This is a genomic window from Streptomyces sp. ADI95-16, from assembly GCF_003721495.1.
Lineage (GTDB): Bacteria > Actinomycetota > Actinomycetes > Streptomycetales > Streptomycetaceae > Streptomyces > Streptomyces goshikiensis.
In genome coordinates, this window is the sequence record NZ_CP033581.1 from 2953830 (window position 1) to 2977908 (window position 24079).

The 24079-nt window shown below is 71.1% G+C and carries 23 protein-coding genes and 1 pseudogene; 11 read left to right on the forward strand and 13 right to left on the reverse strand.

Features of this window, described 5'->3' with window-relative positions; translation table 11 throughout:
* Positions 1 to 3 precede the first annotated feature (3 nt).
* From EES41_RS12920 to EES41_RS12930, 4 genes and pseudogenes are all read right to left on the reverse strand, one after another.
* Positions 4 to 780 (reverse strand): TSUP family transporter, encoded by a 777-nt coding sequence (locus EES41_RS12920; RefSeq protein WP_123078196.1) that lies wholly within the window; start codon positions 778 to 780, stop codon positions 4 to 6.
* A pseudogene (locus tag EES41_RS44165) lies at positions 756 to 857 on the reverse strand (hypothetical protein); the annotation flags it as partial. The pseudogene EES41_RS44165 and the gene EES41_RS12920, both read right to left, overlap by 25 nt.
* Positions 817 to 1074, reverse strand: a complete 258-nt coding sequence (locus EES41_RS41390) for a hypothetical protein (protein ID WP_164495821.1) — start codon at positions 1072 to 1074, stop codon at positions 817 to 819. The pseudogene EES41_RS44165 and the gene EES41_RS41390, both read right to left, overlap by 41 nt.
* A gap of 90 nt (positions 1075 to 1164) precedes the next feature.
* A complete protein-coding gene (locus tag EES41_RS12930) occupies positions 1165 to 2460 on the reverse strand; it encodes a ferric reductase-like transmembrane domain-containing protein (RefSeq protein WP_123078198.1) in 1296 nt (431 codons plus the stop codon).
* 272 nt (positions 2461 to 2732) lie between these two features.
* On the opposite strand from EES41_RS12930, the gene nirB reads away from it, so the two are divergent.
* Together nirB and nirD are read left to right on the forward strand one after the other, a co-directional pair.
* Positions 2733 to 5270 carry a nitrite reductase large subunit NirB gene (gene nirB, locus EES41_RS12935; RefSeq protein ID WP_123082426.1) on the forward strand — a complete coding sequence of 846 codons (2538 nt, stop codon included), beginning with the start codon at positions 2733 to 2735 and terminating at the stop codon, positions 5268 to 5270.
* Positions 5267 to 5608: a nitrite reductase small subunit NirD gene (nirD, locus tag EES41_RS12940; RefSeq protein WP_123078200.1), complete on the forward strand. Its 342-nt coding sequence runs from the start codon at positions 5267 to 5269 to the stop codon at positions 5606 to 5608. Before nirB ends, nirD begins: the two co-directional genes overlap by 4 nt.
* 40 nt (positions 5609 to 5648) lie before the next feature.
* On the opposite strand, the gene EES41_RS12945 is transcribed toward nirD, so the two are convergent.
* The 4 genes from EES41_RS12945 to dusB all read right to left on the reverse strand — a co-directional run bounded on the left by EES41_RS12945 (position 5649) and on the right by dusB (position 11971).
* Complete coding sequence (locus EES41_RS12945; protein WP_008739268.1) at positions 5649 to 6056, reverse strand: VOC family protein; 408 nt, start codon at positions 6054 to 6056, stop codon at positions 5649 to 5651.
* A 196-nt stretch (positions 6057 to 6252) separates the two neighbouring features.
* Positions 6253 to 7260 carry a winged helix-turn-helix domain-containing protein gene (locus tag EES41_RS12955; protein WP_123078204.1) on the reverse strand — a complete coding sequence of 336 codons (1008 nt, stop codon included), beginning with the start codon at positions 7258 to 7260 and terminating at the stop codon, positions 6253 to 6255.
* A 475-nt stretch (positions 7261 to 7735) separates the two neighbouring features.
* On the reverse strand, positions 7736 to 10444 hold the full coding sequence (gene ppdK, locus EES41_RS12960; RefSeq protein ID WP_123078206.1) for a pyruvate, phosphate dikinase: 2709 nt from the start codon (positions 10442 to 10444) through the stop codon (positions 7736 to 7738).
* Positions 10445 to 10810: 366 nt separating this feature from the next.
* On the reverse strand, positions 10811 to 11971 hold the full coding sequence (dusB, locus tag EES41_RS12965) for a tRNA dihydrouridine synthase DusB (protein WP_123078208.1): 1161 nt from the start codon (positions 11969 to 11971) through the stop codon (positions 10811 to 10813).
* Between the two features lie 34 nt (positions 11972 to 12005).
* On the opposite strand from dusB, the gene EES41_RS12970 reads away from it, so the two are divergent.
* Positions 12006 to 13457 carry an MFS transporter gene (locus tag EES41_RS12970; protein WP_123078210.1) on the forward strand — a complete coding sequence of 484 codons (1452 nt, stop codon included), beginning with the start codon at positions 12006 to 12008 and terminating at the stop codon, positions 13455 to 13457.
* A gap of 184 nt (positions 13458 to 13641) precedes the next feature.
* Here EES41_RS12970 and EES41_RS12975 read toward each other — a convergent pair whose 3' ends face one another.
* On the reverse strand, positions 13642 to 14118 hold the full coding sequence (locus EES41_RS12975; protein WP_073799487.1) for a MarR family winged helix-turn-helix transcriptional regulator: 477 nt from the start codon (positions 14116 to 14118) through the stop codon (positions 13642 to 13644).
* A gap of 91 nt (positions 14119 to 14209) precedes the next feature.
* Here EES41_RS12975 and EES41_RS12980 point away from each other — a divergent pair, with 91 nt between their 5' ends.
* From EES41_RS12980 to EES41_RS12995, 4 genes are all read left to right on the forward strand, one after another.
* A complete protein-coding gene (locus tag EES41_RS12980; protein WP_164495822.1) occupies positions 14210 to 14554 on the forward strand; it encodes a DoxX family protein in 345 nt (114 codons plus the stop codon).
* Between the two features lie 66 nt (positions 14555 to 14620).
* Positions 14621 to 15661, forward strand: a complete 1041-nt coding sequence (locus tag EES41_RS12985) for an aldo/keto reductase (protein ID WP_123078214.1) — start codon at positions 14621 to 14623, stop codon at positions 15659 to 15661.
* A 21-nt stretch (positions 15662 to 15682) separates the two neighbouring features.
* Positions 15683 to 16276 carry a TetR family transcriptional regulator gene (locus EES41_RS12990; RefSeq protein ID WP_123078216.1) on the forward strand — a complete coding sequence of 198 codons (594 nt, stop codon included), beginning with the start codon at positions 15683 to 15685 and terminating at the stop codon, positions 16274 to 16276.
* A 135-nt stretch (positions 16277 to 16411) separates the two neighbouring features.
* Positions 16412 to 17140, forward strand: coding sequence for a VC0807 family protein (locus tag EES41_RS12995; protein WP_123078218.1), 729 nt, complete (start codon positions 16412 to 16414; stop codon positions 17138 to 17140).
* 87 nt (positions 17141 to 17227) lie between these two features.
* Here EES41_RS12995 and EES41_RS13000 read toward each other — a convergent pair whose 3' ends face one another.
* On the reverse strand, positions 17228 to 18610 hold the full coding sequence (locus tag EES41_RS13000; protein ID WP_008739295.1) for a glycine--tRNA ligase: 1383 nt from the start codon (positions 18608 to 18610) through the stop codon (positions 17228 to 17230).
* Positions 18611 to 18764: 154 nt separating this feature from the next.
* On the opposite strand from EES41_RS13000, the gene EES41_RS13005 reads away from it, so the two are divergent.
* From EES41_RS13005 to EES41_RS13020, 4 genes are read left to right on the forward strand one after another with little or no spacing between them, the layout of a single operon-like run.
* A complete protein-coding gene (locus EES41_RS13005) occupies positions 18765 to 19751 on the forward strand; it encodes a metal ABC transporter substrate-binding protein (protein ID WP_123078220.1) in 987 nt (328 codons plus the stop codon).
* Between the two features lie 32 nt (positions 19752 to 19783).
* Positions 19784 to 20578 (forward strand): metal ABC transporter ATP-binding protein, encoded by a 795-nt coding sequence (locus EES41_RS13010; RefSeq protein WP_123078222.1) that lies wholly within the window; start codon positions 19784 to 19786, stop codon positions 20576 to 20578.
* Positions 20578 to 21444, forward strand: a complete 867-nt coding sequence (locus EES41_RS13015) for a metal ABC transporter permease (RefSeq protein ID WP_123078224.1) — start codon at positions 20578 to 20580, stop codon at positions 21442 to 21444. The genes EES41_RS13010 and EES41_RS13015 overlap by 1 nt, the downstream gene beginning before the upstream one ends.
* Positions 21445 to 21500: 56 nt before the next feature.
* Complete coding sequence (locus EES41_RS13020) at positions 21501 to 21923, forward strand: Fur family transcriptional regulator (RefSeq protein ID WP_008739300.1); 423 nt, start codon at positions 21501 to 21503, stop codon at positions 21921 to 21923.
* On the opposite strand, the gene EES41_RS41395 is transcribed toward EES41_RS13020, so the two are convergent.
* Genes EES41_RS41395 through recO form a run of 3 tightly spaced genes read right to left on the reverse strand, consistent with a single transcriptional unit; the run spans position 21920 to position 24071 of the window.
* A complete protein-coding gene (locus tag EES41_RS41395; protein WP_164495823.1) occupies positions 21920 to 22459 on the reverse strand; it encodes a YcxB family protein in 540 nt (179 codons plus the stop codon). The two genes, EES41_RS13020 and EES41_RS41395, sit on opposite strands and share 4 nt — an antisense overlap.
* A 32-nt stretch (positions 22460 to 22491) precedes the next feature.
* On the reverse strand, positions 22492 to 23313 hold the full coding sequence (locus EES41_RS13030) for an isoprenyl transferase (RefSeq protein ID WP_008739301.1): 822 nt from the start codon (positions 23311 to 23313) through the stop codon (positions 22492 to 22494).
* 11 nt (positions 23314 to 23324) lie between these two features.
* The gene (gene recO, locus EES41_RS13035) at positions 23325 to 24071 is read right to left on the reverse strand and encodes a DNA repair protein RecO (RefSeq protein WP_008739303.1); all 747 of its coding nucleotides are present in this window, start codon (positions 24069 to 24071) and stop codon (positions 23325 to 23327) included.
* Positions 24072 to 24079: the final 8 nt, after the last annotated feature.

A 24079-nucleotide genomic window follows, 5' to 3' on the forward strand; every position in this document is an offset into this window, starting at 1 on the left:
GCCTCAGCCCCACTGCTCGAAGCCCAGCTTGATCACCAGCGCGGACACCACCGTCAGCAGCACGCCCCGCACGAACCCGCTGCCCTTCTTGAGCGCCATCCGCGCGCCGACCATGCTTCCGGCCAGGTTGAACACGGCCATCAGCGCGGCCAGCTGCCACAGCACCATGCCCTGGTAGGCGAACATCGCGAGCGCCCCGGCGTTGGTGCAGCAGTTGACGATCTTCGCGGTGGCGGAGGCGGTGACCAGGTCGAGGTGGAGCAGCGCGGTCAGGGCGAGGACCAGGAAGGTACCGGTGCCGGGACCGATCAGACCGTCGTAGAAGCCGATGCCGAGCCCCGCGAGCCCGATGGCGAGCAGCACGCGCCGCCGGCTGACGGGCGTGGCGCCGGGGGCGGTGCCGAAGGCCGGGCGGAAGATCACGAAGCCGGCGACCACCACCAGCACCAGCATGATCAGCGGGCGGAGCGCGTCCTTGCTGATGCCGCCGGCGAGCGCGGCGCCGCCCATCGAGCCGGCGAGCGCGGCCAGTCCGATCCGGACGGCGAGCTTCACGTCCACCGGCGCCTTGCGCGCGTACGTCACGGCCGCGCCCGCGGTGCCCACGATGGCCACGGCCTTGTTGGTGCCGAGCACGGTGGCGGGGTGGGCGTTCGGCAGTCCGAGCAGCAGGGCGGGCAGGAGCAGCAGTCCGCCGCCGCCCACCACCGCGTCGATCCAGCCGGCCGCCGCGGCGGCCACGCACAGCACGATGATCATGGTCGTTGATATGTCAGGCACGTCCTGACCCTACGAAGCCGATGGGTGCACCACTCATCAATCCCCGGAAACTTGCGCAAAGGTTGAGGTTTCCCGGGCCGGCACCCGGTCCGGGGCCACCGGAGCCGCCGGGTCCACGGCCGCCGTCAGCACGGTCGCGGCCAGCACGCTGGCCAGCCCCAGCCCGGCCGCCAGCCGCCGCCCGGGCGGTACGGAGGCCAGCGCGGCCACCCCTGCCCGCAGGGCGGACGGCCCGCGCGGCTTGCGGTGCCGAGCCCCGGGCACGCCTGCGGGCGCGGCCACGGTCGCAGGCACAGACAACGGAGCATGCAGCGGGTGACGCATGACGCGGTATGCCCTCTCGCGGACGGACGGACAGGCGGACAGGCGGACGGGGGGGAAGGATCAGAAGCTGAAGCACTCGGAATGGACCCGCCCGGCCGGCACCCCGGCCCGCAGCAGCGCGGACCGGGTGGCCTCCGCCATCCCCGGCGGCCCGCACAGGTACACGTCGTGCTCCACCAGGTCCGGTACCAGCGCGGCCAGCGCCTGCGGGGCCAGCGGATCGTACGCGGCGCCGGACGGCCCGAGCAGGTAGTGCAGCCCGGCCTGCCGCTCGGCGGCGATGGCCTCCAGCTCGCCGCGCAGCACGAGTTGCTCCTCGGCCCCGGCCCGGTAGAGCAGGGTCAGGTCCCCGGGCCCGCCGGGCAGCGTCTCGAACAGGGCCCGCATCGGGGTGATCCCGACGCCACCGGCGATGAGCAGCACCTTGGGCCGGGTCCGCCGGGCGGCGGTGAGCGCCCCGAACGGTCCGGTGGCGATGACCCGGGTCCCGGGCCGCAGCCGCCGGATCCGGCGGGAGTGGCCGCCGAGCGCCTTCACCGTGATCCGCAGGGTGCCCCCGCCGGCCGGCGCGGAGAGCGAGAACGGCAGGGCGGTGTGCCAGAGCCTGCGCTGGAGGAACCGCCAGCGCAGGAACTGCCCGGGCTCGGCGCGCAGTTCCGCCAGGTGCGTCCCGTACATGACGACGGACACCACCCCGGGCCCCTCGGCCCGTACCTCGCCCACCCGCAGCGTGTGCCGCAGGGCCTGCCGTACGGGGACCACGGCGCGGTACCAGACCAGCAGCACGGCGACGGTGGCGTGGGCGAGGGCCCAGAACCAGGCGGCGACCGCGAGGTCGGGCCCGGCGAGCTGGTGGCCGAAAGCGAGCGCCGCGGCGAGGTAGACCAGCAGGTGTACGCCGCGCCAGGTTTCGTGCGGGACGCGGCGGCGTACGGCGCGGGCGGAGCTGACTCCGACGGCGGCCAGCAGCCCCGTACCGGCCGCCGCGGCGGCGACGGCCGGGTAGCCGAGCAGGTCCCGGACGGCGGAGACCACGTCGGCGTCCTGGTGCACGGCGTAGCCGAGGAGGGCGAGGAGGCCGTGTCCGAAACAGAGCAGCAGCACGTACCGGCCGCCGAGCGCGTGCCAGCGGGCGAGCCGGTCGGCGCCGACCCCGTGCTCGACGGCGGGCACCCGGGCCATCAGGAACAGCAGCACCAGCACCCCGTACCCGGCGAGCAGCCCGGTCAGGTGGGCGGCGGTGGCGAAGAGCGCGTCGAGCCGGGCGGAGGGCCGCACCTGCGCCGCCCACAGCAGGGCCACCACCCCCGCCCCGCCCAGCATCCCGCCCCTGACCCGCACCGCCGCATCTCGCATGGCGCTCACGCTAGGGGCCCGCCCGGGGCGCGAGGAGCCGCTCCGGGCCCCGCGGATGATCCTTAAGCCGGCCTTGAGGAACGCCTCACGGGCGCTTAATCCGCGCGCTGAGGTCAGCGTTCCGCTCGGGTAACCCCGGCGATGTGGCGGGGAAACAGCGGCGGCGCACGCTCGTGCCATGCCCTCGGAACCCGGGTGCGGCCGTGGCCGGCGCCGGTCCCTCGGCACCCGCGGGCCGCGCCCGCCGCACCTACCGCAGGAGGTTCCTGATCATGGCCGCAGCCACGCCCACTCCCGCCATCGTGCTCATCGGCCACGGCATGGTCGGCCAGCGCTACCTGGAGGCCCTCGCCGAGCGCGGTGCGACCGCCACGCACCGGATCACCGTGCTCTGCGAGGAGCCCCGGCCCGCCTACGACCGCGTGCACCTGACCTCGTACTTCTCCGGCAGCACGCCCGAGGACCTGTCGCTGACCCCGCCGGGGTTCATGGCCGAGCACGGCATCGAGCTGCACCTCGGCGACCCCGCCGAGGCCGTGGACCGCGAGGCCCGCACCGTCACCTCCCGCTCGGGCCGGGTGTTCCCGTACGACGTGCTCGTCCTCGCGACCGGCAGCCACCCCTTCGTCCCGCCCGTCCCCGGCAAGGACGCGCCCGGCTGCTTCGTCTACCGCACCATCGAGGACCTCCTGGAGATCGAGGAGTACGCCAGGACCCGCACCAGCGGCTCCGTGGTCGGCGGCGGCCTCCTCGGCCTGGAAGCCGCGGGCGCCCTCCAGGGCCTCGGACTCACCACCCGCATCGTCGAGTTCGCCCCGCGCCTGATGCCCGTCCAGATCGACGAGGGCGGCGGCACGGCCCTGCTGCGCACCATCGAGAACATGGGGCTCACCGTCCACACGGGGGTCGGCACCCAGGAGATCATCACCGGCGAGGACGGATCGGTCGCCGGCATGCGGCTCTCCGACGGCTCCACCGTCGCCACCGACCTCGTGGTCTTCTCCGCCGGCGTCCGCCCCCGCGACCAGCTCGCCCGCGCCGCGGGCCTCACCGTCGGCGAACGCGGCGGCATCGGCATCGACGCCCGCTGCCGCACCTCCGACCCGCGCGTCTACGCGATCGGCGAGTGCGCCCTCGCCGCCGACGGCCGCGTCTACGGCCTGGTCGCCCCCGGCTACGAGATGGCCGAGACCGCCGCCGAGGACCTGCTCGGCCGCGACAAGGAGTTCACCGGGGCCGACCTCTCCACCAAGCTCAAACTGCTCGGCGTGGACGTGGCCTCCTTCGGCGACGCCCACGGCGCGGCCTCCGGCAGCCTGGCCGTCGTCTACTCGGACTCCCGCTCCGGCGTCTACAAGAAGCTGGTCGTCTCCCCCGACGGCGTCCTCCTCGGCGGCGTCCTGGTCGGCGACGCCGACTCGTACGGGCTGCTGCGCCCGCTCACCGGCAGCGTCCCGCCCGTCGCGCCCGAACAGCTGGTGCTCCCCGCCGGCCTCGGCGCGCCCGTCACGCTCGGCGCGTCGGCGCTCCCCGACAGCGCGGTGATCTGCTCCTGCCACAACGTCACGAAGAAGGCCATCACCGCCTGCGCCGACCTCGCCGAGGTCAAGAAGTGCACCAAGGCCGGTACCGGCTGCGGCAGCTGCGTCAAGGTGATCGGCCGGCTGCTGCCGAGCGCCGCCGACAAGGGGCTGTGCCGCTGCTTCCCCTTCAGCCGCGCCGAGCTCTACGAGATCGTCCGCACCCGCCGCCTCACCTCGTACGAGCGGCTCCTCGACGGCCACGGCCGCCCGGAGGCGCGCGGCGGCGAGGGCTGTGAGGTCTGCAAGCCGGCCGTCGGCTCGATCATCGCCTCGCTGGCGCCCACCCTCGGCGCGAGCGGCTACGTCCTCGACGGGGAGCAGGCCGCCCTCCAGGACACCAACGACCACTTCCTCGCCAACCTCCAGCGCAACGGCTCGTACTCGGTCGTCCCCCGCATCCCCGGCGGCGAGATCACCCCGGACAAGCTGATCGTGATCGGCGAGGTGGCCCGCGACTTCGGCCTCTACGCGAAGATCACCGGCGGGCAGCGCATCGACCTGTTCGGCGCCGGCGTGGAGCAGCTCCCCCGCATCTGGGCGCGGCTCGTCGACGCCGGGTTCGAGTCCGGGCACGCGTACGGGAAGGCGCTGCGGACGGTGAAGTCCTGCGTCGGGCAGACCTGGTGCCGCTTCGGGGTCCAGGACAGCGTGCGGATGGCCATCGACCTGGAGCTGCGCTACCGGGGCCTGCGCGCGCCGCACAAGCTCAAGTCGGCGGTGTCCGGCTGCGCCCGCGAGTGCGCGGAGGCGCAGAGCAAGGACTTCGGGGTCATCGCGACGGCGAGCGGCTGGAACCTGTACGTCGGCGGCAACGGCGGGGCCACCCCGCGCCACGCCGATCTGCTCGCCCAGGACCTGTCGGACGCCGAGCTGGTCCGGCTCATCGACCGGTTCCTGATGTTCTACATCCGCACCGCCGAGCAGCTGGAGCGGACCTCCACCTGGCTGGACCGGCTGGAGGGCGGCCTGGAGCACCTGCGGGACGTGATCGTGCGCGACTCGCTGGGGCTGTGCGCGGAGCTGGAGTCCCTGATGGCCGATCACGTGGCGCACTACCGCGACGAATGGGCCGAAACGCTCCAGGACCCGGAGCGGCTGCGCCGGTTCGTGTCGTTCGTCAACGCGCCCGGCGCCCCCGATCCGACCGTGCGGTTCGTTCCCGAGCGCGATCAGGTCAAGCCCGACCTGACCGCCTTGACCCTTCTTCCCGTGGGAGGCCCCCGATGACCGTGGAACTGCGTGTGCCCGAAGGCTGGCTGACGGTGTGCGAGCTGTCGGCGCTCATCCCCGGACGCGGGGTGGCGGCCCTGCTGCCCGACGGGAGCCAGGCCGCGGTCTTCGTCGACCGCGCGGGGCGCCCGTACGCCATCGCCAACCAGGACCCCTTCACGGGGGCCCAGGTGCTCTCGCGGGGGCTCGTGGGGACGGTGGCGGGGCGGGCCTTCGTGGCCTCCCCGCTGCTGAAGCAGCGCTTCGACCTGGAGTCGGGGCGCTGCCTGGACCACGACGAGGTGGCGGTCCGGACGTACCCGGTACGGACCGCCGCGACCTCCGCCGCCCGCTGAGGCCCAGGGGTCTCAGCGGGCTCAGGGGGCTCAGGGGGGCTCAGCTCTCGATCATGGCCGGGTCCATCCACATGATCTCCCAGGTGTGGCCGTCGAGGTCCTCGAAGGCGCGGCCGTACATGGTGCCGTAGTCCTGGGCGGGACGCGGCTCGGTGGCACCGGCGCCGACGGCCGCGTCGACGAGCTCGTCGACGGCGGTGCGGCTCTCGGAGCTCAGACAGAGCAGCGCCTCGGTGCTGGTGGAGGTGTCGGTGATGGCCTTGTGGGTGAAGTCCTTGAACCGGGCCTCGGTCAGCAGCATCGCGACGATGGTGTCGCTGATGACCATCGAGGCGCAGTTCTCGTCGGTGAACTGGGCGTTGAAGGAGTAGCCGAGCTTGCCCCAGAAGGCCTTGCTGGCGTCGAGGTCCTTGACCGGCAGGTTGACGAAGATCATGGTGGCGGACATCTCGGTCTCTCTTCTCTCGGGCTTCGCGTCTCTCGCGTGTCGTTCGAGGGGTAGACCGGGGGCTCCGGCAGAACTCATCGCTGCCCGGAGAACTTTTTCGAGATTTCTTCGAAGCGGTCGCCGCCGGGCGGAGGGCCCCCGGGGCCCTCCGCCCGCCGCGCTCCCGCCCCACGGGCCCGGGAGCCCGCGCGGCCCCCTACGAGGCGACCGCGCCGCCCTTGAGCAGCGCGGCCCCCAGCGGGGTCACCGTGTGCAGCACCGCGTTCCCCCGGCGCAGGGTGGTCACCAGCCCCGCCTCCCGCATCACACAGGCGTGCTGGCTCGCCGAGGCCAGCGAGACCCCGGCCCGGCGGGCCAGCTCGCTGGTGGTGGCGCCGTCGCCGATGGCCCGCAGCACCACCGACCGGGTGTGGCCGACGAGTTTGCCCAGGGTGCGCTGGCGCTGCTCCTCCACGGGCCGCCCGGCGCCGCCCTCGCACCCGGCCGGGGCCGACGCCAGCTGCGCCGCCGCCGGGTAGACCAGCACCGGCGGCAGCTCCGGGTCGTGCAGCGTCACCGCCGTGCGCCGGCAGAAGAACGACGGCTGGAGCAGCAGCCCGCGCCCCCGCAGCCGTACGTCCCGGTCCACCGGGTAGTCGCACTCCAGCACGGGGGCCCGCCAGCGCAGCATCGGCGGCAGCGAGGCCAGCAGCTCGTCCGCGCCGCCGTCCAGCAGGGCCCGGCCCCGCGCGGCCCGCTCGGCCTCGATCTGGGCCTGGATATGGGTCCAGTACGGCTCCACGGCGGCGCGGTGGTACCCGCGCAGCTCGCCCATCAGACGCGGCAGGTGCTGGGTCCCGGCGTCCAGGAACTCCCGTATGCGGGGCGACGACGGCGCCGTCCCGGCACCGAGCAGCGTCAGCTCTTGCCGCAGCCGGTCGGGGCGGATCCCGCGCAGCGCGTCGAGGGCCACGTCCCACCCGTACTGGCCCTCGACCGGAGTCAGGAAATCCGGGAAATAGCCCCGACTCGGTATGAGCGCTCCGAGCAGACGTGTTTCACTATTCAACCGGCTCCGGGCTTCAGTACGCCATTCACCGAACAACCGGGCATCGCGCCGGTCTCTTAAACGGTGAAAACTAAGAATCGTTTCCCACAACGCATCGGGACGCCCTGCCATCCGTACGCGTGCCAGGTCCACTCCAGTGAAATGGATACGAAGCACCGAACCCCCACCTGTGCAACCGCAATCCCCCCGCCTCATGAGTATGCATGCCGTCACACGTTGTCACCACGCCCTTTCGGCCACAGTTGAAACCCCTTTCGGCAGGGGCGTGACAACCGAAATCCTGTACTCCGCCAGGCACACTCCGGCGCGACCGAAACGCTCCGCGAAGGCCGTGGGGGGCTTTGCGGGGCCTGGCGGTCGGTCGCACCGGGAAGCGCCGACGTGCTTGGCGGATTGGCGGCAGGCGGTGGACGGGTGGGGATCCGTCCACCGCCTTGCCGTAAAGATTTGTTGAATGCGCGTCGCACAAACAAGACCGCGCCCGCCACCGGTGGTCAGGGATCCCGGGGCAGGCGCGGTCAGGGGGACCGAATAACGGTCCTGGGGCCGGGCCGCCGTTCGTGCGACGGCCCGGCAGCGGCCCGAGGGCCGCGTCAAGGGGGGCCCGGCGAGCGCGCCGGAGCCCTTCGGCTCAGCGGCTGTCGGAGCCCTTCGACTCGGCGGCCGCGCGACCGGCCTCCAGACGCGCCACCGGAATCCGGAACGGCGAGCAGGAGACGTAGTCGAGGCCGACCTCGTGGAAGAAGTGGACGGACTCGGGGTCACCGCCGTGCTCGCCGCAGATGCCGAGCTTGAGGTCGGGGCGGGTGGCCCGGCCGGCCTGGACCGCGCTGCGGACCAGCGCGCCGACGCCGTCCTTGTCGATGGTCTCGAACGGGGAGACCCCGAAGATGCCCTTCTCCAGGTACGCGGTGAAGAAGCTGGCCTCGACGTCGTCGCGGGAGAAGCCCCACACCGTCTGGGTCAGGTCGTTCGTACCGAAGGAGAAGAACTGCGCGGCCTCGGCGATCTGGCCGGCGGTCAGGGCGGCGCGGGGCAGCTCGATCATCGTGCCGATGGCCAGCTTGAGGCTGGTGTCGGTGGCGGCCTCGACCTCGGCGATGACCTGGTCGGCCTCCTCGCGGACGATCTCCAGCTCCTGGACGGTGCCCACGAGCGGGACCATGATCTCCGCCCGCGGGTCGCCCTTGGCGTTCTTGCGCTCGGCGGCGGCCTCGGCGATCGCCCGGACCTGCATCTTGAACAGACCCGGGATGACCAGGCCGAGGCGGACACCGCGCAGACCCAGCATCGGGTTCTGCTCGTGCAGCTTGTGCACGGCCTGGAGCAGGCGCAGGTCGTTCTCGTTGGCGTCCTTGCGGGACTCGGCGAGGGCGACGCGCACCGACAGCTCGGTGATGTCGGGCAGGAACTCGTGCAGCGGCGGGTCGAGGAGGCGGACGGTGACGGGCAGCCCGTCCATCGCCTCGAACAGCTCGACGAAGTCCTTCTTCTGCAGCGGCAGGAGGGCACTCAGTGCCTCCTCCCGCTCCTTGTCGGTGTCCGCGAGGATCAGGTGCTCGACCAGCTCGCGGCGCTCACCGAGGAACATGTGCTCGGTGCGGCACAGGCCGATGCCCTGGGCGCCGAACCGGCGGGCGCGCAGCGCGTCCTCGGCGTTGTCGGCGTTGGCACGGACGCGCAGGCGCCGCACGCGGTCCGCGTAGGCCATGATCCGGTGCACGGCGGCGACGAGCTCGTCGGCGTCGTCGGCGCCGGCGTGCATGCGGCCCTCGAAGTACTCGACGACCGGGGAGGGTACGACGGGTACCTCACCGAGGTAGACCTTGCCGGTGGAGCCGTCGATGGAGACGACGTCGCCTTCCTCGACGACCTTGCCGCCGACCGTCATCCGGCGGCGCTTGGTGTCGACCTCCAGGTCCTCGGCGCCGCAGACACAGGTCTTGCCCATGCCGCGGGCCACCACGGCGGCGTGCGAGGTCTTGCCGCCGCGGGAGGTCAGGATGCCCTCGGCGGCGATCATGCCGTCCAGGTCGTCCGGGTTGGTCTCACGGCGGATCAGAATGACCTTCTCGCCGGACCGGGACCACTTGACGGCGGTGTACGAGTCGAAGACGGCCTTGCCGACGGCCGCGCCCGGGGAGGCGGCGATGCCGCGGCCGAGCAGTTCGGTCTTGGCGTCCTCGTCGAAGCGCGGGAACATCAGCTGCGCCAGCTGGGCGCCGTTGACGCGCTGGAGCGCCTCGGCCTCGTCGATGAGGCCCTGGTCCACGAGCTGGGTGGCGATGCGGAAGGCGGCGCCGGCGGTGCGCTTGCCGACGCGGGTCTGCAGCATCCACAGCTGACCGCGCTCGATGGTGAACTCGATGTCGCAGAGATCCTTGTAGTGGGTCTCCAGCGTCGTCATGATCGTCATGAGCTGGTCGTACGAGTTCTTGTCGATCTGCTCCAGATCGGCGAGCGGGACGGTGTTGCGGATGCCCGCGACCACGTCCTCGCCCTGGGCGTTCTGGAGGTAGTCGCCGTAGACGCCTTGGTGGCCGCTGGCCGGGTCGCGGGTGAAGGCGACGCCGGTGCCGGAGTCGGGGCCGAGGTTGCCGAAGACCATGGAGCAGATGTTGACCGCGGTGCCCAGGTCGCTCGGGATGCGCTCCTGGCGCCGGTAGAGCTTGGCGCGGTCGGTGTTCCAGGAGTTGAAGACCGCCTCGACGGCGAGGTCCATCTGCTCGCGGGCGTCCTGCGGGAACTCGCGGCCGGCCTCCTTCGCGACGATCTTCTTGAAGGCCTTGACCAGCTTCTTCAGGTCGGCGGCGTCGAGGTCGGTGTCGACGGTGACCTTCTTGGCGGCCTTGGCCTCCTCGAGGGCGTCCTCGAAGAGCTCGCCCTCGACGTCGAGGACGGTCTTGCCGAACATCTGGATCAGGCGGCGGTACGAGTCCCAGGCGAAGCGCTCGTCACCGGACTGGGCCGTGAGGCCCTTGACCGACTCGTCGGACAGGCCGATGTTGAGGACCGTGTCCATCATGCCGGGCATCGAGAACTTGGCACCCGAGCGTACGGAGACCAGCAGCGGGTCGTCCGACTGGCCGAGCTTCTTGCCCATCGTCGCTTCGAGGGCGGCAAGGTGGGCGCTGACCTCGTCGCGCAGCGCGGCCGGGGCCTCACCGCTTTCGAGGTAGACCTTGCAGGCCTCGGTGGTGATGGTGAAGCCGGGAGGGACGGGAAGACCCAGGTTGGTCATCTCGGCGAGGTTGGCTCCCTTGCCGCCGAGAAGGTCCTTGAGGTCCCGGTTCCCCTCGGTGAAGTCGTAGACGAACTTCTGATCTTTGTTTTCCGACACGGGTCTCGACTCCTCGAGGACTCGGGTGGCTGCCCTGACGGCCAGGAACATACCCAGATCGAAGGCGTCTGGGTACGTCCACTTGGTCGTCATACGGCCGTAACCACCCGTGCGCCAGCAGATCGAAAGTGACTGATGGGTAGCCCGATCGTACGAAAAGCGTTCACTTCCCGAAGACGGAAGGGGCTATTGAGGCTTGTTCACACTCGGATGAGCGATCATCGATCCGTTTGCGTTCAAGTCTTGAACGCACAAAGGGTGGCACCCAGTGCCACCCTTTGGAAGTCATACCCGAGATTTTCTTGCTCATCTGAGCGCAACCCCACCCATGCGTGGCGTATATCACGCTACCGCGAGGGCGAAATGTCAGCCTCCGGACGTGTCCAGCTCGGCGTCCTCGCTCACCCCGGCGCAGTCGTACGGATCCTTCAACCAGCCCTCCGGCAGGACAACCCGGTTGTTTCCGGACGTCCGGCCGCGCGGGCCGTCCGCACTGTCGGGCCAGGGCTGGTCCAGGTCGAGCTCGCTCAGATGAGCATCCAGCTCGGACAGTGACGAAGTGACGGCGAGCTTCTTGCGCATCTCGGACCCCACCGAGAAGCCCTTGAGGTACCAGGCCACATGCTTACGGAAGTCGATCACCCCGCGCGCCTCGTCGCCGATCCACTCCCCCAGCAGCTGCGCGTGCCGGTGCATGGTCGCGGCGACCTCGCGCAGGGTCGGCTTGTGGAAGTCCTCGGGGCGTCCCTCGAAGGCCGCCACGAGGTCGTTGAACAGCCACGGCCGCCCCAGGCAGCCACGGCCGACGACCACGCCGTCGCAGCCGGTCTCGCGGACCATCCGCAGCGCGTCCTCGGCGCACCAGATGTCGCCGTTGCCGAGCACGGGGATCTCCGGCACGTGCTCCTTGAGCCGCGCGATGGCCTCCCAGTCGGCGGTGCCGCCGTAGTGCTGGGCGGTGGTGCGCCCGTGCAGGGCGATGGCGGTGACGCCCTCCTCGACGGCGATCCGGCCCGCGTCCAGGTACGTGAGGTGCTCGTCGTTGATGCCCTTGCGCATCTTCATCGTCACCGGCAGGTCGCCGGCGCCCGCGACGGCCTCGCGGAGGATGGCCCGCAGCAGGTTCCGCTTGTACGGGAGGGCCGAGCCGCCGCCCTTGCGGGTCACCTTGGGGACCGGGCAGCCGAAGTTCAGGTCGATGTGGTCGGCCCGGTCCTCTTCGACGATCATGCGGACCGCCTTGCCGACGGTCGCCGGGTCTACTCCGTACAGCTGAATCGAGCGGGGCTTCTCGGTCGCGTCGAAGTGGATCAGCTGCATGGTCTTCTCGTTGCGCTCGACCAGGGCGCGGGTCGTGATCATCTCGCTCACGAACAGCCCCTTGCCGCCGCTGAATTCGCGGCAAAGGGTACGGAACGGGGCATTGGTGATGCCTGCCATCGGCGCGAGCACCACCGGGGGCTGCACGGTGTGCGGGCCGATCGCGAGAGGCGGAGGGAGCGTGGTCATCCCCCCATTGTCGCGCATGCCAGGGTCGTTAGTTAGCCGTACTATCGGCTCCATGTCCGACTTGAGCCACCGGCGGCGCCTGCTCGTCCTGGCGATCTGCTGCATGAGCCTGCTCATCGTCAGTCTCGACAACACCGTCCTGAACGTCGCGCTCCCCTCCATGCGGCGCGAGCTGCACGCCTCGGTCGCCGGGATGCAGTGGACCATCGACGCCTACACCCTGGTGCTGGCCTCGCTGCTGATACTGATGGGCTCGACGGCGGACCGGATCGGGCGCCGCAAGGTGTTCACCATCGGCCTCACCGTCTTCGTCCTCGGGTCGCTGCTCTGCTCGGTGGCGCCCAGCCTGGGGTGGCTGATCGTCTTCCGGACGGTCCAGGCGATCGGGGGCGCCATGCTCAACCCGGTCGCCATGTCGATCATCACCAACACCTTCACCGAGCCCGCCGAGCGGGCCCGCGCCATCGGCATCTGGGGTGCGGTGGCCGGCATCTCCATGGCCGCCGGGCCGCTGATCGGCGGCGTGCTGACCGATTCGGTCGGCTGGCGGTCGATCTTCTGGATCAACGTCCCCGTCGGGCTGTTCGCCCTCGCCCTGACCCTGCGCTGGATCCCCGAGTCCCGGGCGGAGCGGCCCCGCCGCCCGGACCCGGTGGGGCAGCTGCTGGTCATGGCACTGCTCGGCTCGGTGACGTACGGGATCATCGAGGGCCCGGCGGCGGGCTGGAGCTCCGGGCTGATCCTCGGCTGCGGCGCGGTCGCCGTCGCCTCGCTGGTGGGACTGGTGGCGTACGAGCACAGGCGGACGGAGCCGCTGATCGACCCCCGGTTCTTCCGGAGCGCCCCCTTCAGCGGCGCCACGGTGATGGCGGTGTCCGCCTTCTCGGGGATGGCCGGGTTCCTCTTCCTGAACACCCTCTACCTCCAGGACGTCCGGGGGCTGGACGCCCTGGACGCCGGGCTCTACATGCTCCCGATGGCGGCGTGCACCATCCTGGCCGCCCCGGTGGCGGGACGGCTGGTCGCCGCCCGTGGGCCGCGGCTGCCGCTGCTGATCGCGGGCGTGGCCATGGCGGTGAGCGGGCTGCTGTTCGCGGCGTTCTCCGCCGAGACCTCCACCTCGCTGATGTTCACCGGGTACGTGCTCTTCGGACTGGGCTTCGGCATGGTCAACGCGCCGATCACCAACACGGCGGTGTCCGGGATGCCGCGCTCGCAGGCGGGCGTCGCGGCCGCCGTCGCCTCCACGAGCCGGCAGACCGGCAGCACGCTGGGGGTCGCGGTGATCGGCGCGGTGCTGGCGGCCGGGATGGCGGGCGGCCGCGACTTCGAGTCGGCTACCGGGCCGGCCTGGTGGATCATCACGCTCTGCGGGGCGTTCGTGCTGGTCGTGGGCGCCGTGAGCAGCGGACCGTGGGCGATGGCGACGGCCGAACGGACCGCCCGGACCCTGGAGCCGCCGCACGCGGACCGGGCCCCGGCCGGGGCGCCGCCGCACTCCTGACGGGGCTGCGGGGCTGCGGGGCTGCCGCATTCGGCCGCTGTGGATCCGGCCCCGGCGCGCCGGATCCGGCACCGGATCCCGTCCCGCTCATGTCCCGCCCCCGGGCCCGTCCGGGCCCCGCCCCCGGCGCGCGGACCGCGCGCCGGGGACGGTCGCGCACCTGGGCCGGGGGGGCCGCTCGCGGCTACTCCTGGCAGTCGAAGTCGTCGGAGTGCGAGTCGATCCGGGCCAGCAGGCCGCGCAGTACGTCGCGGTCCTGCTCGGAGAGTCCGGCGAACAGGCCGAGTTCCACCTCGTCGAGCGCCGCGTTGGTCCTGGCGAGCACGGCGGAGCCGGCGTCGGTGATGACCACGTTGTGGCGGCGGCGGTCGGCGGGGTCGCGGCGGCGCTCGACGAGGCCGTCGCGCTCCAGGTCGTTGAGGAGTCCGACGAGCACGCTCGGGTCCACCTCCAGCCGCTCGGCGAGCGCCCGCTGGCCGATGGGGCCGCCCTCCAGGTGCATGAGCGTCATGGCGTGCCGGGGGGTGAGCCCGGCCGCGCCGAGGGCCTTCCTCATGCGGGTCTGGGTGACCGATCCGTGCCAGGCCAGCAGCATGCCCAGCCGCTGCGGCGGGTGCGGGGAGTCCTGCGTCGCCGCCGTCGCTTCCTGTGCTGCCGTCATGTACCACACCGTAGCAGTCGACGAATGATTGCGATCAATAGATCGTTGATGCTATTCAATGGTTATTGCGTTTCGACCATTGGAGATCATCATGTTCATCGCCTACGCCGTCGTCGGCACCCTGCTGGCCCTCGCCCTCGCCGCGTCCGCCACCCTCACGCTCCAGGGCAACGACCAGATCGTGGCCAACATGCGCAAGGTCGAGGTCCCGGACTCCTGGCTGCCGAGACTGGCCGCCCTGAAGGCCGCCGGCGCGGTGGGTCTCCTCGCGGGCCTGTGGGCGGCTCCCCTGGGCGTGGCCGCCGCCATCGGCGTGACCCTCTACTTCGTCGGCGCGGTCATCAGCCACCTGCGCGTGAAGGACTTCGACCTCGCCCCCGCGGCCGTGTTGGCCCTGATGGCGGTGGCGGCGCTGGCCCTGCGCGCCGCCACCTGACTCTGACCCTAACCCTGACGAGTGACAGATATTGAAATCTGTCACTCGTCATGCCATTCTCGTTCCATGACGACGAACGAGAACTCCCACACGCACACGACTCCCCCGCGGCGCGCGCTCGGCACCACCGGCCCCGCCGTCTTCCCGGTCGGCCTCGGCTGCATGGGCATGTCCGCCCTGTACGGGGAGGCCGACCGGGCGGAGTCGATCGCCACGATCCACGCCGCCCTGGACGCCGGGGTCACGCTGCTCGACACGGGCGACTTCTACGGCATGGGCCACAACGAGCTGCTGATCGACGAAGCCCTGCGCAGCGCGCCCGCGGCGGCCCGCGAGCAGGCGCTCACCAGCGTCAAGTTCGGCGCGCTGCGCACGGTGGAGGGCGGGTTCACCGGATACGACGGCCGGCCCGCGGCCGTCAAGAACTTCCTGGCCTACTCGCTCCAGCGGCTCGGCCGGGACCACATCGACATCTACCGGATCGCCCGCGTGGACCCGGATGTGCCGATCGAGGAGACCGTCGGCGCCATCGCCGAGGCCGTCCAGGCGGGGCACGTCCGGCACATCGGCCTCTCCGAGGTCGGCGCGGACACCCTGCGCCGGGCCGCGGCGGTGGCCCCGATCTCCGACCTCCAGATCGAGTACTCCCTGATCTCCCGCGGCATCGAGGAGGAGATCCTGCCGACGGCGCGGGAGCTCGGCATCGGGGTCACGGCGTACGGGGTGCTGTCCAGAGGCCTGATCAGCGGCCACTTCAGCCGTGACCGCGCGCTGGCCCCGGGCGACTTCCGCGGGATGAGTCCGCGCTTCCAGGGGGAGAACCTGGACCGGAACCTCGATCTGGTCGACGCGCTGCGCAAGGTCGCCGAGGGCAGGGGCGTGAGCGTCGCGCAGGCCGCCATCGCCTGGGTGCTCTCGCGGGGCGAGGACATCGTGCCGCTGGTGGGGGCCCGGCGCCGGGACCGGCTGAGCGAGGCACTGGGTGCCATGGAGGTGCGGCTGTCCGCCGCCGATCTGGCGGCGATCGAGGAGGCGGTTCCGGCCGGGTCCGCGGCCGGCGACCGGTATTCGGCGGACCAGATGGCCCGCCTCGACAGTGAGCGCTGACCGGGCGGTACGGTCGTACCCATGCCACCCGCTGCCGCCGAACCACTGACGCCCGAGCGCATCCTCGAAACCACCGAGGAGGTGCTGCGCCGCTTCGGCCCGGCCAAGGCGACCGTGGTGGACGTGGCCCGGGCCCTGGGTGTCAGCCACGGCAGCGTGTACCGGCACTTCCCGTCCAAGGCGGCGCTGCGCGAGGCAGTCACGGAGCGCTGGCTCACCAAGAGCGTGGTCGTCCTGGAGGAGATCGCCTCGGCCCCGGGCGGGACGGCCCCCTCCAAGCTGGAGTCCTGGCTGGAGGCGCTGTTCGAGGCCAAGCGCCGCAAGGCGGGCGCCGACCCGGAGCTGTTCGCGACGTACACGGTGCTGCTGGCCGAGAACAGCGGGGTGGTGGACCAGCATCTGTCCGAGCTGATCGACCAGTTGGCCCGGATCATCGCCGACGGTGTCGCGGCCGGATCACTGTCCGCCCCCGATGTACCGGCCGCCGCGCGCGCGGTGTTCGATGCCACCGGCCGGTTCCATGACCCGCAGTACGCTGCGGACTGGCTCTCGCCCACCATCGTCACGGAGTTCGAGGCGGTCACCGCCCTCGTGATCCGGGGCCTGCGGGCCTGATCCGGCCACCGCGGTACCGGAGTTCGTAATTCCGGACACCTTGGTGATCATTTGAGCCGGGGGTCCTGTCGCGGGCCACGCTCCTGTTCTAGGTTCCCCCCAGCTCCATTCATCAGGCACTTCCCAGGGGGAACCATGTCCGATCAACAGACCCGGGTCGAACAGCCCGCGTCGCCGGCCCGCTCCGGTAAGGCCGCCGCGCTCGGCTGGATCCTGACCATCGGCCTCAACGTGGTCGCACCGATCATCACGTACAACCAGCTGCGCGACCACGGCTGGAGCGAGTTCGGCGCGCTGCTGGTCAGCAGCGCCTGGCCGGTGCTCGACACCGCCATCAGCGTGGCCTGGCGCCGTAAGCTCGACGAGTTCGCCGTCGTCACCCTGGTGTTCCTGGCGATCACGGCCGTCGTCTCGCTGATCGGGGCGCACTCGGCCCGGGCCCTGCTGATCAAGGACTCCGGGGTGACCGGGCTGTTCGGGGCGCTCTGCCTCGCGACCCTGCTCGCGCGGCGTCCGCTGATGTTCTACTTCGGCCGCAAGTTCGCCACCGACGGCACCCCCCAGAGCACCGCCTGGTGGAACGGCCTGTGGGAGTTCGAGGGCTTCCGCCGGACGATGACCGTCATGACGACGGTGTGGGGCGTGGCCTATCTCGCCGAGGCCGCGCTGCGGATCGCCCTGGCGTACGCGCTGCCCACCGACACGATGGTGATCATCAGCCCGATCATGGTCTACGCGGTGCTCGGCATGCTGGGCGTGTGGACCGCGCTCTACGGCAAGCGCTCGCAGCGCGAGGGCGAGCGTCGCGCGGCCGAGGCCGACGCCAAGGCCGAGGCGCAGGCGAGCGGGGCCGCGGCCTCGTAGGCGCGGAAGCCGTCAGACGTCAGACGTCAGACAGCGGTGGCCCGGTGCGCAGTGCGCACCGGGCCACCGGTCGTTCGGCAGGCGAACCTAGCAGCCGAGCAGACGGCTGCCGAGGTAGCTCTGGATCTGGTCCAGGGAGACGCGCTCCTGCTTCATGGTGTCGCGCTCGCGCACGGTCACCGCGTTGTCGTCCAGGGTGTCGAAGTCGACGGTGACGCAGAACGGCGTACCGATCTCGTCCTGGCGGCGGTAGCGGCGGCCGATGGCGCCCGCGTCGTCGAACTCGATGTTCCAGTTCTTGCGCAGGTCGGCGGCGAGGCCCTTGGCCTTCGGCGACAGCTGCGGGTTGCGGGACAGCGGCAGGACGGCGACCTTGATCGGGGCCAGGCGCGGGTCGAGGCGCATCACGGTGCGCTTCTCCATGACGCCCTTGGCGTTCGGGGCCTCGTCCTCGTTGTACGCGTCGAGCATGAAGGCGAGCATGGCGCGGTTGACACCGGCCGCCGGCTCGATGACGTACGGGGTGTAGCGCTCGCCGGCCTCCTGGTCGAAGTACGTGAGGTCCTGGCCGGAGGCGGCGGAGTGGGCCTTGAGGTCGAAGTCGGTGCGGTTGGCGACGCCTTCGAGCTCGGAGAACTCATTGCCACCGAAGTTGAAGCGGTACTCGATGTCGGCGGTGCGCTTCGAGTAGTGGGACAGCTTCTCCTTCGGGTGCTCGTACCAGCGGATGTTCTCCTCGCGGATGCCGAGGCCGCGGTACCAGTTCCACCGCTCGGCCATCCAGTACTCCTGCCACTGCTCGTCCTCGCCCGGCTTGACGAAGAACTCCATCTCCATCTGCTCGAACTCGCGGGTGCGGAAGATGAAGTTGCCCGGAGTGATCTCGTTCCGGAAGGACTTGCCCATCTGCGCGATGCCGAACGGGGGCTTCTTGCGCGAAGTGGTCTGGACCTGGGCGAAGTTGGTGAAGATGCCCTGGGCGGTCTCGGGGCGCAGGTACGCCTTCGAGCCGGTGTCCTGGGTCGGGCCGAGGTGGGTCTCCAGCATGCCGGAGAACTGCTTGGGCTCGGTGAACTGGCCCTTCACACCACAGTTGGGGCAGTTGATGTCGGCGAGGCCATTGGCGGGCAGACGGCCGTGCTTGGCCTCGTACGCCTCTTCCAGGTGGTCCGCGCGGTGGCGCTTGTGGCAGGAGGTGCACTCGGTCAGCGGGTCCGAGAAGGTCGCGACGTGACCGGAGGCCTGCCAGACCTCGGGGGCCAGGATCACGGAGGAGTCGAGGCCGACGATGTCCTCACGGCCGGTGACCATGGCCTTCCACCACTGGCGCTTGATGTTCTCCTTCAGCTCGACACCGAGCGGGCCGTAATCCCAGGCAGCCCTGGAGCCGCCGTAGATCTCACTGCACGGGAAAACGAAGCCACGGCGCTTGCTCAGGCTGACGATGGTTTCGATCTTGTCGGCGGCCACGGTGCTCTCTTCATTACGAGGACGAACGGCGAATGCCTCAGGTTACCGGCGCCCGCACCCTCCCTTTCAAATCGGTTCCCCTTCCACGACCCTACGCCCGCCCGCCCACCAGGGTTTTTGACAATCGTTTCCATCTTTGATGAAAATGGATGTCATGAACGTACGACGCCTCATACCCGCCGCCGCCCTCGCCGGAGCCGTCGCCCTCGGCGCGACGACCCTCACCGCCTGCGCCGGAGCCGGAGCCGCCGGCGGTGGCGCGGACGGCAAGCTCGATGTGATGGCCTCGTTCTACCCCCTGCAGTTCCTCGCCGAGCGGATCGGCAAGGACCACGTGAAGGTCGCCACCCTGACCAAGCCGGGTGTCGAACCGCACGACCTGGAGATCACCCCGAAGCAGACCGGCCGGCTGGGCGAGGCCGACGTGGTGCTCTACCTCAAGTCCCTCCAGCCCGCCGTCGACAAGGCCGTCGCCCAGTCCGGCGTGAAGAACATCGTCGACGCCGCCGCCCTCACCCCGCTGGAGGTGCACGGCACCTCCGGCCACGACCACGGGGCCGACGCGGACCACCCCGAGGAGGGCCACGGCGACGAGCACGGCCACAGCCACGGCGAGGCCGCCGAGGACCCGCACGTCTGGCTCGACCCGGTGAAGTACGCCGAGGTCGCCAAGGGCGTCGGCGCGGCCCTGGAGAAGGCCGACCCCGGCCACGCGGCGGACTACCGCAAGAACACCGAAGAGCTCGTGGCCCGGCTGACCGCGCTGAACACCGAGTTCGAGGACGGCCTGAAGAACACGGCCACCCGCACCTTCATCACCACCCACGCCGCCTTCGGCTACCTCGCCGAGCGCTACGGCCTCGACCAGGAGGGCATCTCCGGCGTCGACCCCGAGTCCGAGCCGAGCCCGGCCCGGATGAAGGATCTTCAGGCCGTCGCGAAGAAGGAGAATGTCTCCACCGTGTTCTTCGAGACGCTGGCCAGCGACAAGACGGCCAAGAGCCTCGCGTCCGACACGGGCCTGAAGACCGATGTCCTCGACCCGCTCGAAGGCATCACCGACAAGTCCCAGGGCGCCGACTACTTCGAGGTCATGCGGTCCAACCTGAAGAACCTGCAGAAGGCGCTCGGCACCAAGTGACGGCAGCAGCATCGACAACGGAGGCGCGAGCCATGGAGACCGCGACAGCCGCGACGGCGGCCGAGCAGCCCGTCATATCCCTGCGCGGGGCCACGGCCTCGCTCGGCTCGCGCCCCGTGCTGCGCGGAGTCGACCTGACCGTCCACCGCGGCGAGGTCGTCGCCCTGCTCGGCGCCAACGGCTCCGGGAAGTCCACGGCCGTCCGCGCCGTGGTCGGCCAGGTCCCGCTGACCGACGGCACGCTCTCCCTGTTCGGCACCGACTTCAAGCGCTTCCGCGACTGGTCGCGCATCGGGTACGTCCCGCAGCGCACCACCGCCGCCAGCGGGGTCCCGGCCACCGTCCGCGAGGTCGTCTCCTCCGGCCGGCTGGCCCGCTCCCGCTTCGGGATACCGCGCAAGGCCGACCGGGCCGCCGTCACGCGCGCGCTGGACCTGGTGGACATGGGCGGGTACGCCGACGCCTCGGTCAACGCCCTCTCCGGCGGCCAGCACCAGCGCGTGCTGATCGCCCGGGCCCTCGCCGTCGAACCCGAACTCCTGATCATGGACGAGCCGATGGCCGGCGTGGACCTGGCCAACCAGGAGGTCCTCGCCGGAGCCCTGCGCGAGCAGGTGGCCGCCGGCTCGACCGTCCTGCTCGTCCTGCACGAGCTGGGCCCGCTGGAGCCGCTGATCGACCGGGCCGTCGTGCTGCGCGACGGCTGCGTCGTCCACGACGGCCCGCCGCCGGAGGCCGTGGGACAGCACGCCCTGCCCGGCCACGACCACGTACACCCCCACGCGGCGCACGACGCCGAGCCCCTGCGGACGGGACTGCTGAGCTGATGGAACTCCTGAACTACGCCTTCATGCAGCGGGCCCTGCTCGCGGCCGTGCTCGTCGGCGTCACCGCCCCCGCGATCGGCACGTACCTCGTCCAGCGCCGCCAGGCCGTCATGGGCGACGGCATCGGCCACGTGGCCATGACCGGTGTCGCCCTCGGCTTCCTGCTCAACACGAGCCCGGTGTGGATGGCGACGCTGGTCGCCGTCGTCGGCGCGGTCGGCATGGAGCTGATCCGCTCCCGCGGCAAGACCAGCGGCGACATCGCGCTCGCCATGCTCTTCTACGGCGGCCTGGCCGGCGGCGTCATGATCATCAACCTGGCCCCGGGCGGCTCCACCGCCAACCTGACCAGCTATCTCTTCGGCTCCATCACCACCGTCTCGGCCGAGGACGTCACGGCCGTGGTGATCCTCGCGGCGTTCGTCATCGCCGTCACCCTGGGCCTGCGCCGCCAGCTGTTCGCGATCTGCCAGGACGAGGAGTTCGCCCGGGTCACCGGTCTGCCGGTGCGCTTCCTGAACCTGCTGATCGCGGTCACCGCCGCCGTCACCGTCACCGTGGCGATGCGGATCGTCGGCCTGCTGCTGGTCAGCGCGATGATGGTGATCCCCGTCGCCGCCGCCCAGCGCGTCACCCGCGGGTTCACCGCCACCCTGACGACGGCCATGGTCATCGGCGTGCTGGTGTCCCTGTCCGGCACCGTCGCGACGTACTACATCGACGCCCCGTCCGGCGGCACCATCGTGCTGCTCGCGATCGGCGTCTTCATGGTGATGACCGGCGTCTCGGCCCCGCTCGCCCGCCGCCGGGCCAAAGCGGCCCGCGCCGCCGAACAGATCTGCACCCGGGACGACGTAAAGGTCTAGTTCGGCCCGATCGGTCTCCTGGCACAATGGGCCAAGACCGACACGAGGAGGAACCGGTGGCGACTGCGCCTGGCGAGACCGCGCCAGTACGAGGACGATCCACTCGGCAGCGGGCCGCCGTGGCCGCGGCGCTGGACGAGGTGGACGAGTTCCGCAGCGCCCAGGAGCTGCACGACATGCTCAAGCACCGCGGTGACTCCGTGGGCCTGACCACCGTGTACCGCACCCTCCAGTCCCTCGCCGACGCCGGCGAGGTCGACGTGCTGCGGACCAGCGACGGCGAATCCGTCTACCGCCGCTGCTCCACCGGGGAGCACCACCACCACCTGGTCTGCCGCAAGTGCGGCAAGGCCGTCGAGGTGGAGGGTCCCGCGGTGGAGAAGTGGGCGGAGTCCATCGCCGCCGAGCACGGCTACGTCAATGTCGCCCACACGGTGGAGATCTTCGGCACCTGCGCCGACTGCGCCGCCGCCGGCTAGCCGGCGCGGGTCAGGTTCCGGTCGAGGAGTCCGCGGAGCCGCTCCAGGTCCTCGGGGACCAGGGCGGCCCGCTTGGGGATCCAGCCCAGGTCGCGGCCGTTGGCGTACACGAACACGAACAGGTTCGGGGTCTCGGCCCAGGCGGCGCACGCGTCCCACCCGTATACGGCCGAAGTGCCGTCGGGCCGGTGGTTGGCCGTCCCCGCCGCCGAGACCACGCACCGGTACTCGGGGTACTCCGAGGCCCAGGCGTACATCCGGCGGCCGCCCCGCCAGAGCGCGACCAGGGACCCGAGCAGCCCCACGGCCACCGCGACCCTGATCAGGGCGGCCGGCGGCAGTCCCCGGGCGGGGTGCGGCGGGATGACCAGGCCCGCCAGTACGGTCGCTCCCGCCCCGGACGCTCCGGCCAGGAAGTGCGCCCCCAGGGCCCGGCGGGCCGGCGGGAACCTGCGCAGGGCGAAGCGCTGCACCTCCCGGACGTCCCCGCGCCTCGCGCCGTAGTACAGCTCCACCGCCTGATCGGTCATGTCCATGGCGGCAGAGCGCATCCCGCACGGGCCGGCGGTCAGCCCGTGGAGCCCTCCGACTGGTTCGGGACGGCGCCGCCGAAGCGGCGGTCGCGCTGGGCGTACTCCAGGCAGGCCTGCCAGAGGTTGCGGCGGTCGAAGTCCGGCCACAGCACGTCCTGGAAGACCATCTCGGCGTACGCGCTCTGCCAGAGCAGGTAGTTGGAGGTGCGCTGCTCGCCGCTCGGCCGCAGGAACAGGTCCACGTCCGGCATGTCCGGGTAGTACATGTACTTCGCGAAGGTCTTCTCGTTGACCTTCGACGGGTCCAGCCGGCCCGCCGCCACGTCCCGCGCGATCGCCTGCGCCGCGTCCGCGATCTCGGCGCGGCCGCCGTAGTTGACGCAGAAGTACAGGGTCATCGCGTCGTTGTCGACGGTCTGCTCCTGGGCGACCTGGAGCTCCTGGACGACCGACTTCCACATCTTCGGCATGCGGCCGACCCAGCGGATCCGGATGCCCAGCTCGTTCATCTCGTCGCGGCGGCGCCGGATGACGTCGCGGTTGAAGTTCATCAGGAAGCGGACCTCGTCGGGCGAGCGCTTCCAGTTCTCCGTCGAGAAGGCGTACAGGGAGAGGTTCTTGACGCCCATCTCCAGGCAGCCCTTGAGCACGTCGAGCACGACGCCCTCGCCGACCTTGTGGCCCTCGGTGCGCGGCAGACCGCGCTCCTTGGCCCAGCGGCCGTTGCCGTCCATGACGACGGCGACGTGGTTCGGGACCAGCTCACCGGGGATCTTCGGCGGGCGCGCACCGGACGGGTGCGGCTCGGGAACCTTGTACTCCCGTCGAGAGCGTCCCAGAATCCCGCGTCGTGCCATGTGTCCAGCTCCTATTTCTCGACGTATCGCAGGGAGCGTAGCCCGCGCTCCAGATGCCAGTGCAAATAGGCCGAGACCAGCCCGCTGCCCTCCCGCACGTGACGTGCCTCGCAGGCGTCCGCGTGGCCCCAGTCGCCCGTCAGCAGGGCGCTGAGGAGGGCGATGGCCTCCGACGAGGGTACGACGCTGCCGGGGACGCGGCAGTCGCCGCATATGACCCCGCCCGCGGCGACCGAGAAGTGCCGGTTGGGGCCGTGGATCCCGCATTTCGCGCAGTCGTCGAAGCTGGGCGCGTAGCCGTTGACGGCGAGCGAGCGCAGCAGGAAGGCGTCCAGGATCAGGTGCGGTTCGTGTTCGCCCCGCGAGAGGGTGCGCAGCGCGCCGACGAGCAGCAGGTACTGCTGTACGGCGGGCTCGCCCTCGTTCTCGGTGAACCGCTCGGCGGTCTCCAGCATCGCGGTGCCCGCGGTGTAGCGGGCGTAGTCGGTGACGATGCCGTTGCCGTACGGGGCGATGATCTGGGTCTGGGTGCAGAGCGGGAGGCTGCGGCCGATCAGTTCGCTGCCCCGGGCGAAGAACTGCACGTCGGCGTGGGAGAAAGGTTCCAGCCCGGCGCCGAACTTGGACTTCGTGCGCCGGACCCCGCGGGCGACGGCCCGCACCCGGCCGTGTCCCCGGGTGAGGAGCGTGATGATGCGGTCCGCCTCACCCAGCTTCTGGGTGCGCAGCACGATGCCGTCGTCGCGGAACAGACTCATGGGCCCAT

Coding starts and splice junctions, on each gene's coding strand:
- EES41_RS12930 (WP_123078198.1), bottom strand. CDS start 2,460: ATGCGAGATGCGGCGGTGCGGGTCAGGGGCGGGATGCTGGGCGGGGCG.
- nirB (WP_123082426.1), top strand. CDS start 2,733: ATGGCCGCAGCCACGCCCACTCCCGCCATCGTGCTCATCGGCCACGGC.
- EES41_RS13015 (WP_123078224.1), top strand. CDS start 20,578: ATGGAACTCCTGAACTACGCCTTCATGCAGCGGGCCCTGCTCGCGGCC.
- EES41_RS12975 (WP_073799487.1), bottom strand. CDS start 14,118: ATGACGGCAGCACAGGAAGCGACGGCGGCGACGCAGGACTCCCCGCAC.
- nirD (WP_123078200.1), top strand. CDS start 5,267: ATGACCGTGGAACTGCGTGTGCCCGAAGGCTGGCTGACGGTGTGCGAG.
- dusB (WP_123078208.1), bottom strand. CDS start 11,971: ATGCGCGACAATGGGGGGATGACCACGCTCCCTCCGCCTCTCGCGATC.
- EES41_RS13005 (WP_123078220.1), top strand. CDS start 18,765: ATGAACGTACGACGCCTCATACCCGCCGCCGCCCTCGCCGGAGCCGTC.
- EES41_RS12945 (WP_008739268.1), bottom strand. CDS start 6,056: ATGTCCGCCACCATGATCTTCGTCAACCTGCCGGTCAAGGACCTCGAC.
- EES41_RS13030 (WP_008739301.1), bottom strand. CDS start 23,313: ATGGCACGACGCGGGATTCTGGGACGCTCTCGACGGGAGTACAAGGTT.
- recO (WP_008739303.1), bottom strand. CDS start 24,071: ATGAGTCTGTTCCGCGACGACGGCATCGTGCTGCGCACCCAGAAGCTG.
- EES41_RS12985 (WP_123078214.1), top strand. CDS start 14,621: ATGACGACGAACGAGAACTCCCACACGCACACGACTCCCCCGCGGCGC.
- EES41_RS12990 (WP_123078216.1), top strand. CDS start 15,683: ATGCCACCCGCTGCCGCCGAACCACTGACGCCCGAGCGCATCCTCGAA.
- EES41_RS12995 (WP_123078218.1), top strand. CDS start 16,412: ATGTCCGATCAACAGACCCGGGTCGAACAGCCCGCGTCGCCGGCCCGC.
- EES41_RS12970 (WP_123078210.1), top strand. CDS start 12,006: ATGTCCGACTTGAGCCACCGGCGGCGCCTGCTCGTCCTGGCGATCTGC.
- EES41_RS13010 (WP_123078222.1), top strand. CDS start 19,784: ATGGAGACCGCGACAGCCGCGACGGCGGCCGAGCAGCCCGTCATATCC.
- EES41_RS41395 (WP_164495823.1), bottom strand. CDS start 22,459: ATGGACATGACCGATCAGGCGGTGGAGCTGTACTACGGCGCGAGGCGC.
- EES41_RS12980 (WP_164495822.1), top strand. CDS start 14,210: ATGTTCATCGCCTACGCCGTCGTCGGCACCCTGCTGGCCCTCGCCCTC.